General features: G+C 73.8%; 17 protein-coding genes. 8 read left to right on the forward strand and 9 right to left on the reverse strand.

Going from position 1 to position 16,393, the window contains the following annotated elements:
- Positions 1-844: 844 nt before the first annotated feature.
- Together ABT300_RS31985 and ABT300_RS31990 are read right to left on the reverse strand one after the other, a co-directional pair.
- Complete coding sequence (locus tag ABT300_RS31985; RefSeq protein ID WP_351683113.1) at positions 845-1,735, reverse strand: 2-hydroxy-3-oxopropionate reductase; 891 nt, start codon at positions 1,733-1,735, stop codon at positions 845-847.
- Positions 1,736-1,773: 38 nt separating this feature from the next.
- The gene (locus tag ABT300_RS31990; RefSeq protein ID WP_351683116.1) at positions 1,774-2,604 is read right to left on the reverse strand and encodes a TIM barrel protein; all 831 of its coding nucleotides are present in this window, start codon (positions 2,602-2,604) and stop codon (positions 1,774-1,776) included.
- Positions 2,605-2,879: 275 nt separating this feature from the next.
- On the opposite strand from ABT300_RS31990, the gene ABT300_RS31995 reads away from it, so the two are divergent.
- From ABT300_RS31995 to ABT300_RS32020, 6 genes are all read left to right on the forward strand, one after another.
- Positions 2,880-3,161 carry a hypothetical protein gene (locus ABT300_RS31995; RefSeq protein ID WP_351683119.1) on the forward strand — a complete coding sequence of 94 codons (282 nt, stop codon included), beginning with the start codon at positions 2,880-2,882 and terminating at the stop codon, positions 3,159-3,161.
- 56 nt (positions 3,162-3,217) lie between these two features.
- Complete coding sequence (locus ABT300_RS32000; protein WP_351683151.1) at positions 3,218-3,529, forward strand: helix-turn-helix domain-containing protein; 312 nt, start codon at positions 3,218-3,220, stop codon at positions 3,527-3,529.
- A gap of 224 nt (positions 3,530-3,753) precedes the next feature.
- Positions 3,754-4,275 (forward strand): 2-oxo-4-hydroxy-4-carboxy-5-ureidoimidazoline decarboxylase, encoded by a 522-nt coding sequence (uraD, locus tag ABT300_RS32005; RefSeq protein WP_351683121.1) that lies wholly within the window; start codon positions 3,754-3,756, stop codon positions 4,273-4,275.
- 8 nt (positions 4,276-4,283) lie between these two features.
- Positions 4,284-4,682: a hydroxyisourate hydrolase gene (gene uraH / locus ABT300_RS32010; protein ID WP_351683124.1), complete on the forward strand. Its 399-nt coding sequence runs from the start codon at positions 4,284-4,286 to the stop codon at positions 4,680-4,682.
- 5 nt (positions 4,683-4,687) lie between these two features.
- Positions 4,688-5,677 (forward strand): factor-independent urate hydroxylase, encoded by a 990-nt coding sequence (gene pucL, locus ABT300_RS32015; RefSeq protein WP_351683127.1) that lies wholly within the window; start codon positions 4,688-4,690, stop codon positions 5,675-5,677.
- A 124-nt stretch (positions 5,678-5,801) separates the two neighbouring features.
- Complete coding sequence (locus ABT300_RS32020; RefSeq protein ID WP_351683129.1) at positions 5,802-7,181, forward strand: 8-oxoguanine deaminase; 1,380 nt, start codon at positions 5,802-5,804, stop codon at positions 7,179-7,181.
- A 119-nt stretch (positions 7,182-7,300) separates the two neighbouring features.
- Here ABT300_RS32020 and ABT300_RS32025 read toward each other — a convergent pair whose 3' ends face one another.
- Positions 7,301-8,089, reverse strand: coding sequence for a helix-turn-helix domain-containing protein (locus ABT300_RS32025; RefSeq protein ID WP_351683132.1), 789 nt, complete (start codon positions 8,087-8,089; stop codon positions 7,301-7,303).
- A 96-nt stretch (positions 8,090-8,185) separates the two neighbouring features.
- On the opposite strand from ABT300_RS32025, the gene ABT300_RS32030 reads away from it, so the two are divergent.
- Complete coding sequence (locus ABT300_RS32030; protein ID WP_502978036.1) at positions 8,186-9,037, forward strand: NAD(P)H-binding protein; 852 nt, start codon at positions 8,186-8,188, stop codon at positions 9,035-9,037.
- 89 nt (positions 9,038-9,126) lie between these two features.
- Here the strand turns inward: ABT300_RS32030 and ABT300_RS32035 are convergent, their stop codons facing one another.
- The 3 genes from ABT300_RS32035 to ABT300_RS32045 form a co-directional block, all read right to left on the reverse strand.
- Positions 9,127-9,549 (reverse strand): acyl-CoA thioesterase, encoded by a 423-nt coding sequence (locus ABT300_RS32035; RefSeq protein WP_351683135.1) that lies wholly within the window; start codon positions 9,547-9,549, stop codon positions 9,127-9,129.
- Between the two features lie 74 nt (positions 9,550-9,623).
- Positions 9,624-10,259, reverse strand: coding sequence for a hypothetical protein (locus ABT300_RS32040; protein WP_351683137.1), 636 nt, complete (start codon positions 10,257-10,259; stop codon positions 9,624-9,626).
- Positions 10,260-10,449: 190 nt separating this feature from the next.
- The gene (locus ABT300_RS32045) at positions 10,450-11,658 is read right to left on the reverse strand and encodes a pyridoxal phosphate-dependent aminotransferase (protein ID WP_351683139.1); all 1,209 of its coding nucleotides are present in this window, start codon (positions 11,656-11,658) and stop codon (positions 10,450-10,452) included.
- An 86-nt stretch (positions 11,659-11,744) separates the two neighbouring features.
- On the opposite strand from ABT300_RS32045, the gene ABT300_RS32050 reads away from it, so the two are divergent.
- A complete protein-coding gene (locus tag ABT300_RS32050; protein ID WP_351683141.1) occupies positions 11,745-12,383 on the forward strand; it encodes a winged helix-turn-helix transcriptional regulator in 639 nt (212 codons plus the stop codon).
- Between the two features lie 123 nt (positions 12,384-12,506).
- Here ABT300_RS32050 and ABT300_RS32055 read toward each other — a convergent pair whose 3' ends face one another.
- Genes ABT300_RS32055 through ABT300_RS32065 form a run of 3 tightly spaced genes read right to left on the reverse strand, consistent with a single transcriptional unit; the run spans position 12,507 to position 16,179 of the window.
- Complete coding sequence (locus ABT300_RS32055) at positions 12,507-13,334, reverse strand: hypothetical protein (protein WP_351683143.1); 828 nt, start codon at positions 13,332-13,334, stop codon at positions 12,507-12,509.
- Positions 13,334-14,596, reverse strand: coding sequence for a VWA domain-containing protein (locus ABT300_RS32060; RefSeq protein ID WP_351683146.1), 1,263 nt, complete (start codon positions 14,594-14,596; stop codon positions 13,334-13,336). Before ABT300_RS32060 ends, ABT300_RS32055 begins: the two co-directional genes overlap by 1 nt.
- 44 nt (positions 14,597-14,640) lie before the next feature.
- On the reverse strand, positions 14,641-16,179 hold the full coding sequence (locus tag ABT300_RS32065; protein WP_351683148.1) for an IucA/IucC family protein: 1,539 nt from the start codon (positions 16,177-16,179) through the stop codon (positions 14,641-14,643).
- Between the last annotated feature and the right edge of the window lie 214 nt (positions 16,180-16,393).

The following is a 16,393-nucleotide window of genomic DNA, read 5'->3' on the forward strand; positions in this document are numbered from 1 at the left end:
CTCGCCCGTCCGGGGCGCGGGTCCGGACGCCACGGGACGTTCGCGCCGCCGGACGGGGCTCGGTGACGAGCCGGGGCCGGCGCAGGCCCGGAGGCCGACGAGACGTTCGCGCCGCCGGACGGGCTCGGCGAGGAGCCGGGATCGGCGCGGGTCCGGACGCCACGGGACGTTCACGCCGCCGGACGGGGCTCGGCGAGGAGCCGGGGCCGGCGCAGGCCCGGAGGCCGACGAGACGTTCGCGCCGCCGGACGGGCTCGGCGAGGAGCCGGGATCGGCGCGGGTCCGGACGCGACGGGACGTTTATGCCGCCGGACGGGCTCGGTGACGAGCCGGGATCGGCGCGGGTCCGGACGCCACGGGACGTTTATGCCGCCGGACGGGCTCGGTGACGAGCCGGGATCGGCGCAGGCCCCGAGGCCGACGAGACGTTCGCGCCGCCGGACGGGCTCGGCGAGGAGCTGGGATCGGCGCAGGCCCGGAGGCCGACAGGACGTGCGCGCCGCCGGGAGGGGCGCTCGGCGGCGAACCGGGACCGCGGCGGGTGTGACGGAACCGGGTCGCCTTCCCTCAGGTCGGAAAGGGCGGACCGGACCTTCACCACCGCACTGGCTCACACGCCGCCGCGGTCCTCGTCGCGCCCGCACGATGCCGGCCGGTCATCCCTCATCCGGGCCGGGTCGGCCCGTGCGGGCCGTTTCGCGGGCTCGCCGGGGGCGGTGTCCGCCGCAGGCGAGCCGGTGTCGAGTGGGGTTCGTTCGGTGGATTCCGGGCGGCGCCGACGCCTGGGCGCGACAGGACAGATGTCAGCGCCGGCGCCGCCCGGAAGCAGAGGGGGCGGGGAGGATCAGCTCCGCGTGCCGGAGAGCCGCTCCACCGCCCGCAGCAGGGCGGAGTGGTCCAGTCCGCCGTCGCCCTGTGCCCGCAGGCTCGCGATCAGCTGGGCGACCACGGCGCCCACCGGCAGGGCCGCGCCCACGCCGCGGGCGGCGTCGGTGACGATGCCCATGTCCTTGTGGTGCAGGTCGATCCGGAAGCCCGGCGTGAAGTCCCGGCCGAGGAAGTTGTCCTTCTTGCGCGTCAGGACGGTCGAGCCGGCCAGGCCGCCGTTCAGGACGTCGAGGGCCGCCGCGAGGTCCACGCCCGACTTCTCCAGGAAGACCACGGCCTCCGCGCACGCCTGGATGTTGACGGCGACGATCAGCTGGTTGGCGGCCTTCACGGTCTGGCCCGAGCCGTGCGGGCCGCACAGCACGACCGTCGTGCCGAGGGCGTCGAAGACCGGTCGGGCCTCGTCGAAGTCGGCCTGCTCGCCGCCGACCATGATGGACAGCACCGCCTCGATCGCGCCCGCCTCGCCGCCGGACACCGGGGCGTCGAGCACGCGGATGCCCTTGCCGGCGGCCGCCTTCGCCAGGTCGACGGAGGTCTGCGGGGTGATCGAGGACATGTCGATCAGGAGCGCGCCGGACCGGGCGTTCTCGAGGATGCCGTCCGGGCCGTGGGCGACGGCCTCGACCTGCGGCGAGGCGGGCACCATCGTGATGATCACGTCGGCGTCCCGCACGGCCTCGGCGAGAGACCCGGCCGCGGCGCCGCCCGCGCGCGCCAGACGCTCCAGCTTGTGCTGTTCCAGGGTGAAGCCCGTGACGTCGTAACCCGCCTTGAGCAGGTTCTCGGACATGGGGGCGCCCATGATGCCGAGGCCGATCCAGGCGATCTTGGGGAGGGTGGTCATGAGGGTGCCTCTCTGACTGCGGTGCGGTGCCGGGACGTTCAGCGGGCGGCGCGCGGGAGCCACTCGAAGGCCTCGGAGCTCGGCCTGTCGCCCGGCTTGTACTCGAGGCCGGTCCAGCCGTCGTAGCCGGCCCTGCGCAGCCGGTCGAGCAGCTCCTCCAGCGGGAGCGAGCCGGTGCCCGGCGCGCCGCGGCCCGGATCGTCGGCGATCTGCACATGCCCCGTCGACGAGGCGTACCGCTCGATCGCCGACGGCAGGTCCTCGCCGTTCCTGGACAGGTGGTAGAGGTCCATCAGGAACTTCGCGTTGCCCAGTCCGCTCGCCTCGTTGACCCGGTCGACGACGCTGACCGCGGCCGCCGCGCTCACCAGCGGGTAGCGCGGCGACTCGGGCCTGTTCAGCGCCTCGATCAGCAGGATCGCGCCGATCCGGTGGGCGGCCCGGGCCGCGAGCAGCAGGTTCTCCAGCGCGAGCGCGTCCTGCTCGGCCGGGTCCACGCCGTCGACCCGGTTGCCGTAGAGCGCGTTGAGCGCCGTGCAGCCGAGGGAGCCGGCGAAGTCGGCGGCCACGTCGACGTTGGCGCGGAAGCGGTCCGATTCGGCGCCGGGGATCGACAGCGCGCCGCGGTCCGGGCCCGGGAGCCGTCCGGCGTAGAAGTTGAGGCCCGTGAGCTGGACGCCCGCGTCCTCGATCGCCTTCCCGAGCGCGTCGAGCTCGGAGGGGTCGGGGGTGGGGGAGTCGATCCAGGGCCACCACAGCTCGACCGCGGTGAAGCCGGCCGCGGCGGCGGCCGCGGGGCGCTGAAGGAGCGGGAGTTCCGTGAAGAGGATCGACAGGTTGACGTTGAAGCGCTGCTCTTCGAAGCCCATGGGGTTCCGCGCTCCCTTCCGTGTCGAGTGCGCCTTTGGAAATTCCGTAATGCGGAAGTTAGTTTCTGCTTGTTGGAAGACTGCCGTCGGGCTGCGTGACTTGTCAAGGGGGTGGCGGAGCGCGGGGGCCCGTGGCGCCGTCGGGCGGGGGCGCTCCCGTCGGCGGTCGGCCGCCGGGGTCCTGCCGGACTCCCGGGTGCGTGTCGGCCGGGTCCGTTAGGGTCGGGGTCCGGGCGTCGTCGGCCCGGTCCCGTTCGGAGAGGTGTGGGGGCGCGATGCGACTGAAAGTGGAGTTCACCACCGAGCCCTTCGATCTCGACGAGGCGCCGGCGCACGCGCTGGCCGCCCGTGCGGTGATCGAGGCGGCCGCTCTGGACGCGGTGGACGTCGGCCCCTTCGGCAACACCGTGGAGGGCGCCGCCGACGCCGTGCTCGCCGCGGTGGGCGACCTGCTGCGCACGTCCCTCGGCGCGGGCGCCACGCGGATCTCGCTGCAGGTCAACGTCATCGGTGACGCTCCGGACGTGACCGGCGAAGTCGGCGGGGCGGCCCGGTGAGCGCCGCCGCCGACGACGACGCGTTCATCGCGGCCGTGAAGCCGCTGGTCGACGCGATGGGCGGCGAGATGCTCCCGCCGGACGAGGCCGGGGTCGAGGACGTCGTGCTGACCTGGCAGGGCGTCGAGGCCGTCGCCGTGCGTCTGCCTCAGCTCGCGGACTCCCTCGACCACATCCTGGCCGCCATGGAGCGCAGGAAGGGCAAGCCGCTCGCCGACCTGGACCGCAAGGCCAAGCAGGAGGTCGTGCGGATACTCGAGGCGCGCGGCGCCTTCTCCGTGCGGCACGGCGTGGAGACGGTGGCGAGCGCGCTCGGGGTGAGCCGCTTCACCGTCTACAACTACCTCAACCGGGACAAGGGCGTCTGAGCGGCGCACGGGCGTGAGCGGCCCACGGCGTGAGTAGCCCACCACGGGTCTGAGCAGCCCGCGGGCGGCCCGCCCCGGTCCCGGCCGCAGTGACCGCTCCGGCGCGGGCTGGGTTCGCCACCCGGAATTTTCAACAAAGTGTTGACGTGAGGTCGTCGAGGGGCGTTAGCTGGCGACAGCCCGCTCACGTACGAAGGCCGCCCGCCGCGGCCACGGAGGCTTCCGTGACGTCGACTTCCCCGCACCCGCCCCCGCCCCCGGGCCTGGCCCGGTTCAACGGTCTGGAGGAATCCGCGGCCCTCGCCGCGCTCCATGAGGTGTGCGCCTCGACGGCGTGGGCCGACCGACTGCTCGCGGCCCGCCCGTACACCGCAGCCGACGACCTCTACGCGGTGAGCGACGCCGCCACGGCCGCCCTGAGCGCCGCCGGCCTCGCGGAGGCGATGGCCGGACACCCGCCGATCGGCCGCCCCCTGCCGGGTGACGCGACGTCGGCCCGCGAACAGCGCGGCATGGCCTGCGCCCCCGAGGAGCTCAGGACGCAGATGCTCGAACTCAACCTGGCCTACCAGGAGAAGTTCGGCCATGTCTTCCTGATCTGCGCCACCGGACGCACCGGCGAGCAGATGCGCGACGCGGTCCGCGAGCGCCTCGGCAACACGCCGGAGCAGGAGCGCGAGATCGTCCGCACCGAACTGGGCAGGATCAACCGCATCCGCCTCGCCCGACTCGTCGAAGAGGACTGAAGCCCGCCATGAGCACCAGCACCACCGCCTCGGTGTCCACCCACGTCCTGGACACCTCCGCAGGCCGCCCCGCCGAGGGCGTCGCCGTCCGCCTCCTCGCCCGTCCGGGCCGGGACGCCGACTGGCAGGCGCTCGGCGGGTCCGCGACCGACGCGGACGGACGGTGCAAGGACCTGCCGGCGCTGCCGGAGGGGACCGCCCACGTACGGCTCGACTTCGCCGTGGAGCCGTACTTCGAGAACAAGCGAGCCGATCCGCAGCAGGACGCCCCCGCGCATCGGGACAGCGGCGCCCCGGCGGTGTTCTTCCCGGAGGTGGCGATCACGTTCGCCGTCGTGCCGGGCGAGCACTACCACGTGCCGCTGCTGCTCAACCCGTTCGGCTACTCCGTATACCGAGGGAGCTAGCAGACATGGCAGACCACCCCCGCCCGGGGCGCCCCGTGCTTCTGGGGCAGAACCAGTACGGCAAGGCCGAGAACCGCGTCGTGAGGATCACGCGGGACGGCGCCACCCACCACATCAAGGACCTCAACGTCTCCGTGGCGCTGAGCGGCGACATGGACGAGGTCCACTACTCCGGCTCGAACGCCAACGTCCTGCCGACCGACACCACCAAGAACACGGTGTACGCGTTCGCCAAGGAGCACGGCATCGAGTCCGCCGAGCAGTTCGGCATCCACCTCGCCCGGCACTTCGTCACCTCGCAGGAGCCCATCGAGCGGGCCCGGATCCGCGTCGAGGAGTACGCCTGGGAGCGGATCGACGCCTCCGGCACGTCCTCCGGAGCCACCGGCGCAGCCGCCCGGTCCAGCGGCGCGGCCCCCCGATCCTCCGGTGCGGACGAGCCCAGGCACTCGTTCGTGCGCAAGGGTCAGGAGACCCGGCTCACCCAGATCACCTACGACGGTTCGTCGTGGGAGGTCGTCTCCGGGCTCAAGGACCTGGTCGTGATGAACTCGACGGACTCCGAGTTCTGGGGTTACGTCAAGGACAAGTACACGACGCTCCCCGAGGCCCACGACCGCATCCTGGCCACCCAGGTCTCGGCCCGCTGGCGCTTTCGCTGGTCGGACGACGGGCAGCCGGCGCCGGACTGGGAGACGTCCTACGAGCAGGTGAGGAAGCACATGCTGCAGGCCTTCGCCGAGACGTACTCGCTGTCGCTCCAGCAGACCCTGTACGAGATGGGCTCGCGCATCATCGACCGGCGCGACGAGATCGACGAGGTCCGCTTCTCGCTCCCGAACAAGCACCACTTCCTCGTCGATCTGCAGCCGTTCGGGCTGAAGAACGACAACGAGGTGTACTTCGCGGCCGACCGGCCCTACGGCCTGATCGAAGCGACGGTCCTGCGGGACGGCTGCGCGGCGAGGATCCCCGCCGACCTCACCAACCTCTGACCGCCCCTCACCTTCTTCGGCACCCGCGGCCGGGGAAACCCGCCTTCGCCCGGCCGCGGCACTCAAAGCTCCCGGGTCCTGCCGTGCCCCCACCCCACAGTCCGCTGAGCGAAAAGGACGCACCATGGCAGCAGTCCAGCGCATCGTCGTCGAGAACGCCGCGATCGCGACCGTAGACGCCCAGGACACCGAGCACGCGGACGGCCATGTCGTCCTCGCCGGCAACCGCATCGAGTCGGTCGGCGCGGGCCGGGCCCCCGGCGGCCTGGAGAACGTCGTACGCCGCATCGACGCGACCGGACACCTGGTCACGCCCGGCCTGGTCAACACCCACCACCACTTCTACCAGTGGATCACCCGGGGGCTGGCCACCGACCACAACCTCTTCGACTGGCTCGTCGCGCTCTACCCCACGTGGGCGCGCATCGACGAGCAGATGGTCCTGGCGGCGGCCCAGGGCTCCCTCGCGATGATGGCCCGCGGCGGCGTCACCACCGCCATGGACCACCACTACGTCTTCCCGCGGGGCTCCGGCGACCTCTCCGGCGCGATCATCGGCGCCGCACGGGACATGGGCGTCCGGTTCACCCTCGCCCGCGGCTCCATGGACCGCAGCGAGAAGGACGGCGGTCTGCCCCCGGACTTCGCGGTGGAGACGCTGGACGGCGCCCTCGCCGCCACCGAGGAGACCGTCGCCCGGCACCATGACGCCTCCTTCTACGCGATGACCCAGATCGCCGTCGCCCCGTGCTCGCCCTTCTCCGTCTCCACCGAACTCATGCGCCAAGGAGCCGAGTTGGCCCGCCGGCTCGGGGTGCGCCTGCACACCCACGGCTCGGAGACGGTCGAGGAGGAGAAGTTCTGCCACGAGCTGTTCGGGATGGGCCCCACCGACTACTTCGAGTCCACCGGCTGGCTCGGCGAGGACGTGTGGATGGCGCACTGCGTCCACATGAACGACTCCGACATCGACGCGTTCGCCCGCACGGGGACGGGCGTCGCCCACTGTCCGTCGTCCAACGCCCGGCTGGCGGCCGGCATCGCCCGCGTCCCCGACATGCTGGCGGCCGGCGTCCCGGTGGGCCTCGGCGTCGACGGCACGGCGTCCAACGAGTCCGGCGAACTGCACACCGAACTGCGCAACGCCCTTCTCGTCAACCGTCTCGGAGCGCACCGAGAGGCCGCGCTGAACGCCCGTCAGGCACTGCGCCTCGGCACCTTCGGCGGGGCCCGGGTGCTGGGCCGCGCGACGCAGATCGGCTCGCTGGAGCCGGGCAAGCTCGCCGACCTGGTCCTGTGGCGGCTGGACACCCTCGCGCACGCCTCGATCGCCGACCCGGTGACGGCGCTGGTCTTCGGCGCGGCGGCCCCGGTCACCGCCTCCTTCGTGAACGGCCGTCAGATCGTCGAGGACGGACGGCTGACGACCGTCGACGAGGACGCCGTCGCCCGCTCGACCCGGGAAGAGGCCCGGCGGCTGGCGCGGATCGCCGAGCAGGGCTGACCTGCCGAGTACTCCGGCCGAGGGGGACGGCCCTCGGCCGGACGCCGTGCACCCGCGTGGTGCGCGGCGGCCGTGACCGGGGCGCGTGCGGGACGCGCGCGCCCCGGAACGGTCCGGCTTCAGGGCCGTGGGGCCCCGCAGGGCGTGGCCCGGGGCCGCCGGCCCGAGAAGAACGCCGTCGGCGGGACGCCCATCAGGGTGCGGAAGTCGGCGCTCATGTGCGACTGGTCGTAGTAGCCGGCGTCGGCGGCGAGTTGCGCCCACGGGGCGGAGGCCGCGTGCCTGAGGAGGTGGCGGACGCGGTCGATGCGGGCGTAGTGCTTGGGGGAGACCCCGATGCCGGCGGCGAAGAGGTTGCGCAACTGGCGTTCGCTGACGGCGAGTTCGCGTGCGACGTCGCGCACGGCGGCCGGGGCGCGGTCCGGGCGGGTGGACAGCGCGTCGGCGGCGGCCCGCAACAGACGCTCGCGCGAGCCCTCCACGGGCGGCGGCAGCAGGTCGGCGAGACGGGCGGTGATCTCCTCCGGTGCGGCGACGGCCAGTTCACGGGCCAGGCGACGAGCGGCCGGGCCCGGCAGATCGGCGGCCGGCACCCCGCGGCCCACGAGCTCCACCGCAGGCACCCCGAGCAGCGGCCCCACGGCCCCCGGCGCCAGCCGCAGTTGCACGCACGACACCGGGCGCTCGTCCGGATCCGTGTGATACGTCGCCCGTGTGCGCGGTCCGACGACCAGCGTGTCGTGCCGCCCGTTTCGCGCGACGCGGACGACGACCTTGGTCGCGGTGTCCGGCACGTGCGTGAAGGCGTCCTCGGGCGCGCGGTCGACGACGACGTCGCCGATGCCTGCGATCCAGGCGCGCAGCGCGGCGGGGACGGGCGGGGTCTGCTCGGCGAGGGCGTTCGTCACGCCTCCACCGTAAGCGCGGGGCGGCGGCGCACGGCGGGCCGAAGCGTGCCGGAATCTCCTAGAGCCGCCGGGGCGGCGGCCGTCACCGTGGTGGTCATGATTCTTGTGACCGGTGCTACGGGCACCATCGGCGGCGCACTCGTACGACACCTGGCAGCGCGCGGTGAGAAGGTGCGCGCCCTGGTCCGCGACCCCGCGAAGGCCCGGATGCCCGCGGGCGTCGAGGTGGCGCGCGGGGACTACCGCGACGCCGCCTCCCTGGAGGCCGCGATGACCGGGGCGGCGGCCGCCTTCCTGGTGGGGCTGCCGGGGCCGTCCGCGCAGCACGACGGGCCGTTGGCGGCGGCGGCCCGCGCGGCCGGGGTGGGGCGGCTGGTCAAGCTGTCGGCGATCGCCACCGGCGACCCCGAGTCGGGGCCGACCGGGGAGTGGCACCTCGAGGGCGAGCGGGCGGTGCGGGAGAGCGGCGCCGAGTGGGTCGTGCTGCGGCCCTCCTCCTTCGCCTCGAACACGCTGAGCTGGGCGGAGGCCGTGCGGAAGGGCGAGCCGGCGCCGAACATGAGCGGCGACGGGGCCCAGGGGGTCGTCGATCCGCGCGACGTCGCCGAGGCGGCCGCCGTCGCCCTCCTCGACGGGCGCCGGGCCGGGCGGACGTACACGCTGACCGGGCCCGAGACGATCAGCGTGCCCGGCCAGGCCGCGGTGCTCGCCGGGCTCCTGCGACGGCCGGTGGCGACGCGTGACCTCGCCCCGGACGAGGTCCGCGCGTATGTCCTGGGCTGGTGGCAGGACGAGGCCGTCGCCGACGGCGTCGCGGTGAGCGCCGCGTACGTCCGCCGGGGAGGCAACGCGGTCGTCACCGAGGACGTGCCGCTGCTGCTGGGCCGGCCGGCTCGGACGTACCGCGCGTGGGCGCGCGATCACCTGGAGGCGTTCGGGGGCCGGTGAGCGGGCGGGCGGCGGCCGGCGCACCGGCGGCCGGCCGCGGACCGCCGGGAACGGGGAGCCGGGTGCGGGGGAGTGGAGAGCGGGAGGTCCTAGAGCCCGAACAGGGCCGGTTCGGTGGCCAGTTCCTTGAAGTAGTCCTGGGGGTTCGCGACCATCCGGCGCTCCTTCAGGTCCAGCAGGCCGCCGACCGCGGTCAGTTCGGCGGCCACCGTGCCGTCCGCCCTGGTGATGGTCTGCTCGATCCGGAACGTCTTGCCGCCGCCCCACTCGAAGACGCAGGACACGTCGACCTCGTCCCCGGCGAGCAGCTCACGCCGGTAGCGGATCGTGGTCTCCAGGGCGACCGGGCCCACGCCCCTGCCGATCAGTCCGGCCTGGCTGATGCCCGCCGCCTGCAGCAACGACCAGCGAGCGTGCTCCGCGTAGTTGATGTACACGCTCTGGTTGAGGTGTCCCTGCACGTCGGTCTCGTATCCGCGGACGGTGACCCGGACGGAAAACGGCTCGCTCACTGCTTCCCCTTCTCCTCGACGAGCATGCGATGCCCTGTTCATCGATGCGCAGAGCATCGATCTTGGCATGTCCCTCACACCCGGCGGGGGGAAGCCAGCAGATACCGCGCTCTCGTCCGGGGATCGGTGTGCTCGCCGGCCTGCCAGCCCGCCTCCTCCAGTGTCGCCGCGCAGGCGATCAGCGTCGCGCCGTCGGGCCCGTGCACGGCGACCGCGTCCGGCTGCGGGGTGGCCCGCACCCGGTAGCCGTCCGTGCCGCCGGGGCCGGCGGGGCGGTGCCCGGCCGCTTCCAGGGCCAGCGCGGCCGCGCGCACCAGATGCGCGCGCTCCCAGCCGCAGGGGCGGTCCGTGCCGCCGTCCGGGTTGGTCATCCGGCGCAGCTCCAGCAGGCCCTGCCAGGCGCTGTGCACCTCACGGACCCGGGCGGGGCCCGCGGCCCCGGCCGCCTCCTCGCCGCCGACCCGCGCGGCGAACACCTCCGCGCCGCCGACCGCCTCCGGCGGGAGGGCCGCCGGCGGTTCGGGCACGGCCTCCCGGACGCGGTGGCCCGCCGGGGTGAGGAAGTGGTCGTGCGGCGGCCGCGGGTGCCGGAACGCCAGCCCGTGCCGCACCAGGGCCGCCAGCTGTGCCTGTGTGCCCCGCAGCCGCCCGGTGACCGGCTCGGCGGCGTCGATCACCCGGCGCTGCGCCGCGGTCGGCGGTCGTGTCACGGCTGCTTCCTCCCGGCGACGGGCCACGGACCCCGTGGGACCCATGGGGCCTGTGGGGTCCGTGGACCCCCTGCGTCTCCTCGCGTCGTCCTTCGCGTCGTCCTCGTGCGTCCGAGGCTACGACGCAGGTCTGACATTCCCGGCGGCGATCACCGGCCACCGGTGCTTCCGCGTCCCGCGCCCGCCGCCGCTACTGCCGGTATCCGCCGAGGAAGCGTCCGATCCGGCCGATGGCGGCCTCCAGGTCGTCCGCGTGGGGGAGGGTGAGGATGCGGAAGTGGTCGGGGGTCGGCCAGTTGAAGCCGGTGCCCTGGACGACCTGGATCTTCTCCCGCAGCAGCAGGTCCAGGACGAACTTCTCGTCGTCGTGGATCTTGTGCACCTTGGGGTCGAGACGGGGGAACGCGTACAGCGACCCCTTGGGCTTCACGCAGGACACGCCGGGAATCTCGTTGAGCTTCTCCCAGGCCACGGTGCGCTGCTCGTGCAGGCGGCCGCCGGGCGCGGTCAGCTCGTGGATGGACTGGCGGCCGCCGAGCGCGGCCTGGATGGCGTACTGGGCGGGCGCGTTGGCGCACAGCCGCATGGACGCCAGCATGGTCAGGCCCTCCAGGTAGTTCTTCGCGTGCTGCCGGGGGCCGGTGACCACCAGCCAGCCCGACCGGAAGCCGGCCACCCGGTACGTCTTCGACAGGCCGCAGAACGTCAGCACGACCAGGTCGGGGGCGAGCGCGGCGACCGAGTGGTGCACGGCGTCGTCGTACACGATCCGGTCGTAGATCTCGTCGGCGAAGACCATCAGGCCGTGCCGGCGCGCGAGGTCGAGGATGCCCTCGATGATCTCCTTCGGGTAGACCGCGCCGGTCGGGTTGTTGGGGTTGATGATGACGACGGCCTTGGTGCGGTCGGTGATCTTCGAGGCCATGTCGTCCAGGTCCGGGTACCAGTCGGCCTGCTCGTCGCAGAGGTAGTGCACGGCCTTGCCGCCGGCGAGGGTGGTGACCGCCGTCCAGAGGGGGAAGTCGGGGGCGGGGATGAGGATCTCGTCGCCGTCCTCGACCAGCGCCTGCACGGCCATGGAGATCAGCTCGGAGATGCCGTTGCCGAGGAACACGTCGTCGACGCCGACCTCCAGGCCCAGCGTCTGGTAGCGCCCGGCCACGGCACGGCGGGCGGAGAGGACGCCCCGCGAGTCGGTGTAGCCGTGCGCCTGCGGAAGCATCCGGATCATGTCCTGGAGGATCTCCTCCGGGGCCTCGAACCCGAAGAGCGCGGGGTTGCCGGTGTTCAGGCGCAGGACGCTGTGGCCCGCCGCCTCCAGCGCGTCGGCGTGCTCGATCACCGGGCCGCGGATCTCGTAACAGACCTCGCTCAGCTTGTTCGACTGCCGGAACTCCATGCGCGCTCGCCCCTCCGGTTGATGTGTTGCTTGGTTTTACCAAGTTCCCGCTTGGAAAGTCCAACGACATGTCTAGACTGCGTGCCATGTCACCTCGCCGAAGCTACGACCAGTACTGCTCCGCCGCGCGCGCCCTCGACGTCGTCGGCGACCGCTGGACCCTGCTGATCGTCCGGGAGCTGCTCGCCGGCCCGCGCCGCTACACGGACCTGCACGCCGACCTGCCGGGTGTCAGCACGGACGTACTCGCCTCGCGGCTGAAGGACATGGAGCGGGACGGCCTGACCACCCGGCGCAGACTGCCCCCGCCGGGAGCGGCGTACGTGTACGAACTCACCGGCCGAGGCGAGGAGTTGCTGCCGGTGCTGCAGGCCCTCGGGGCGTGGGGGGAGGCCGAGCTCGGCGAGCGGCGGCCCACCGACGCCCTGCGCGCCCACTGGTTCGCGCTGCCCCTGCTGCGCGGCCTGCGGCACGGCGGGGTGGACGAGGGGCTGGTCGAAGTGCGCCTGGAGGAAGGCGCGTTCCACCTCCACGTCGGGGACGGGCCCGGGCCGGTCTACGGCGACGGCCGCGCCCCCCGGGAGCCCGACGCCCTGCTCACCCTGGACGCGGGCGCCGCGGCGGCCGTCGCCCGGGGGGAGTTGGGCGTGCTGGACGCCGTGCGCGCCGGCCGGATCGAGGTGGCCGGCGAGGGCCCGCCGGCCAAGGCGCTGCGGGCGGCATGAGACGCCATGAGACGGCATGACAGGGCATGACAGGGCATGACAGGGCATGAGGCGGCACGAGAAAGGGCCCACCGCGCCATGCGGTGGGCCCTTTCTCGACGAGGCGTCAGGCGCCCTCAGGCGTCAGGCGCTCGGGGGCGCCTGACGGGGGCGTCCCGAGCCGCGGGTCAGCGTGTATCCGCCGATCCCGGCGAGGGCGGCGAGCACCGCGCCGACGCCGGTCCACACCCATCGGTCGGACCACCAGCCGGACGCCCAGCCGTCGTCCGGCTCGATGCTCGACAGCACGGCCGAGGCCGAGGAATCGTCCTTCTTCTCCTCGGAGGCGACCGCGATGCCCGGAACGAGCGGCTTCGCCAGCGAACCGTCCACGGCCGCGGCGCCGCCGATGTCCTTGGAGTCCACCCGCAGTCGCGCGCCGACCGGTAGGCCCAGGTCGGCCGTCGTCAGCTTGAGGACGGTCAGCCGGACGTAGTACGTGCCCGGCAGCGGGTCGCCGTCCCACGGCTCCGACCAGGCGCGCACCGTGCGCAGCACGCAGGCCAGTTCGACGGAGCCCGCGCCCGCAGCGGCGGTGCGCGTCTGCGCGCCGTACTGGCAGGCCTGACGGCGGCGCAGCCCGTCGTAGACGTCGACCTGCCAGGTCTGCGCCGCATGGGTCCCGGGCAGCTTCACCGTCGCCTTGACGGTGGGGCGCTGACCGGTGTCCGCCGGGAACGACCAGTACAGGTAGTCGCCCGCGGAGCCGTTCGCCGTCGCCGTCTGCCCCTGTTCGATCTCCGTCGCCGTACGGAACGAGGTGCCCGCCTCGGTCGGCGCGGAGGAGCCGCCGGACGCACTCGCCGACGGCGTGGAGTCGGCCGCGGCCGGTGCGGCCGCGGGACCGAGCGCCAGCCCCGCCAGCGGCCCGAGCACCAGCGCCACGCTGCTCAGCACACGTGTGATCCGCATCAGTTGGTCCTCCAGACCGCGATCCGCCAGCGAGACGCCCAGCCCCACAGCACACCCGCGAGGAAGCCGACCAGCACCAGCACGCCCAGCAGCCACCAGCCCCGGCCGAGGCCGAAGGCGGCCACGTCGCTCGCCTGCGACGGGCCCTCGACCACGTCCACGGTCAGCTCCAGCGGCATGCCCGGCGTGGTCTTCACGCCGGCCGTCGCCGAGTAGGAGTGGGTGACCTGGAGGCACACCGTCTCGGCCGGAGCGTCGTCGTCGTCGCTCTGCGCCTTCGGGTAGCGCAGTCCCGTCGAGACGGCGTCGGTGCGGCCGTTGCCCGCCGCCTCGCCGCGCACGATCTCCCGGTCGTGCACCGTGACCGCCCGCAGCAGCACCCCGTAGTCGGGGTTCACGGCCCGGTCCGCCGACACGCTCACCGAGGCGCGCAGCTCCTGGCCGGGCTCGACGTCCACCCGGTACCAGCGCTCCTGGCCGAACTCCTCGCGGTCGGTGTACAGACCCGACTTCAGCGTGGGCGCCTTGGCGCAGGAGGCCGCGCCCTCGGCGGCCACCGGAGTGACCACCGGGTCGGCCGCCCGGTCGACCAACTGGTTCACCCGGTCGGTGAGTTCGTCGGTGTGCTCCACCGAGGTGTAGGTGCCGCCGGTCGCCTCCGCGATGCAGCTGAGCTGCCGGCGCATCTTGACGTTCGGCACCAGGCCGAGGGTGTCGATGGTCAGGCCGATGCCCTTGGCCGCGATCTCGCGGGCCACCTCGCACGGGTCGAGCGGCGGACAGGTGTCCTCGCCGTCGCTGATCAGCACGATGCGCTTGGAGCCGGCGCCGCCCTCGAGGTCGTCGGCCGCCTTCAGCAGGGCGGGACCGATCGGCGTCCAGCCGGTCGGCGACAGCGTCGCCACGGCCGTCTTCGCCTCGGTCCGGTCCAGCGGGCCGACCGGGTAGAGCTGCGCGGTGTCCTTGCAGCCCGTCTTGCGGTCGTCGCCCGGGTAGTTGGCGCCGAGGGTGCGGATGCCGAGGAGGACGTTCTCCGGGGTCGCGTCCAGCACCTCGTTGAACGCCTGCTTGGCCGCGGCCATCCGCGTCCCGCCGTCCATGTCCTTCGTCCGCATCGAACCGCTGACGTCGAGGACCAGGTCGACCTTGGGCGCGGCGGCGGTGGTCTCGTCGGCCACCGCCCCGGCCGGGAACGCGATCCCGGCCATGAGCGCGGCGAGCAGGGCGCAGACGCCCGCCGCCAGCCGTTGTGTTCTGATCATCGGCGGATCCTATTGATCAGAGGCGGCCCGCCACAAAACGACGGTCAGTCCGCCTGCCACCGCAAGGGGTTGGGCAGCTCGGCCCAACGGTCCCCGGGCGTCCCCGGCGACAGCCGCATCAGCGTCAGCGCCTTCGCGGGCAGCGGCTCCTCGCACAGCGCCACGAGGTCCGGGGTGCGCGGCAGATCCCGTACCGCGCTCTCCAGGGCCGCCCCCAGCGCCCGCCCGCCTCCTGCCGTCCCCGCCAGCGCGCCCGCCACCAGCGAGCCGAACAGCTTGCGGCGCAGCACCGTCACGTCGTCCGTGACGATCCGCGCGGGCAGGCCGTCGGGCAACGGGACGCCGTGCCGGGCCAGCCGCGCCGGACTCACCCGGATGTCGGCCAGGTCGCGGTAGACCAGCCGCAGCGGCTCGCCCGACGGCGACAGCACCACCAGCAGGTTCTGGCCGTGCGCCTCCAACGCCACGCCCAGCTCCAGCATGCGCAGTCCGACGATGAGACCGAGCCGCGCCAGACGGCCCAACCAGGCGCTGTCACGCGGCAGTTCGGTGCCGGCCAGGGCGGCCACCGGGACGACGTGCTCGCCCGGCCCCCCGTACACGCGCGGCGACTCGCGCAGCACGGCCGCCAGGTCCGGAGAGCAGGCGGTCGCGGCGCCCAGCGTCCGGGTCATGTGCAGCAGACCGTGCGTGTGCGGCTCCAGGCTCTCCGCGAACGCCGACAGGAGCGCGGAAGCGGCCACCGAGCCGACGGAGATGTCCCGCACCGAGGAGGTCAGCCGGGTGCTCAACGCGGTCTTCACGTGCAGGCCGTCGGCCAGGGCGAGCGTGCGCAGCGACATCAGCGGATACGCCGCCGGCCCCTCCAGGCCGGTCCGGCGCAGCACATGCGCCGCCTGCCACGGATGCACCGGGATCAACAGCCGCCCGCCGTCCCGCAGTCGCTGCGGCCACCGGCCCGACACCAGACAGTCGGCGGCGGGCGCCGGCAGCAGCTCCAGCCGCACCGACGGCCGGTGCTCGGGACCGTACGCCAGCTGCTCGGCCACGGAGAAGCCCGGCCGCGCACGGCAGTTGGGATGATACGGATGCCCGTCGACGACCCGCTGCTCCCACTCCCAGTCCTGCTCGGGCCACTCCTTCGGGTCCCTCAGGCAGGCGTCGTCGGGGTCCTGGCCGGCCCGCGACAACGCCAACGACACCACGCTGTGGCCGAGTTCGGCGGCGAAGTCCGCACCGTGCGGGACCGCCAGCTCCGTCAGCAGCCGGGCGGGGTCGTCGTACGCCGTGCCGTCCAGGAGCAGCTCCGTCACACCGGCGGCGGTGGTGTACGGGTCCGCGGGCGGGCCGAGCAGCGGGCGGCCGTCGCGCAGCCGCACCAGCAGCCCCTCCCGGCCCCGCGGACCGAACCCCTCACGGCCGGCCACCCAGGGCAGCGGCTCGTGGGCGAGCGCCCGCCACAGCCGGGTCAGCACGGCCGCCCGGGCCCCGGGCAGCGAGGCCGCGAACCGGGGGCCGAGAGCGGGACGTACGGCGGCCAGTTCTTCGGCCAGGTCGGTCTCGACGCTGGGGGGACGGTGCACGGGGGAGCTCCTGGGGGTACGGGTAGGGCGTCGCGGACGGCTCGTGACGACAGCGATACTTGATCGTCTCCGCCCAGCAGAACCGTAGGGAACCAGGGAACCAGTGGATCGCGTGGACCTCATCCCCCCGCCCCCCGAGCCGACGCCGCCCCCGCGGCCGCAGGCCGACGCCGCGGCCCCGCCGGCGTCGCCCGGCGGGGCCCCGGCCCGTGGC

The organism is Streptomyces sp. NPDC001027, from assembly GCF_040299045.1.
GTDB lineage: Bacteria > Actinomycetota > Actinomycetes > Streptomycetales > Streptomycetaceae > Streptomyces.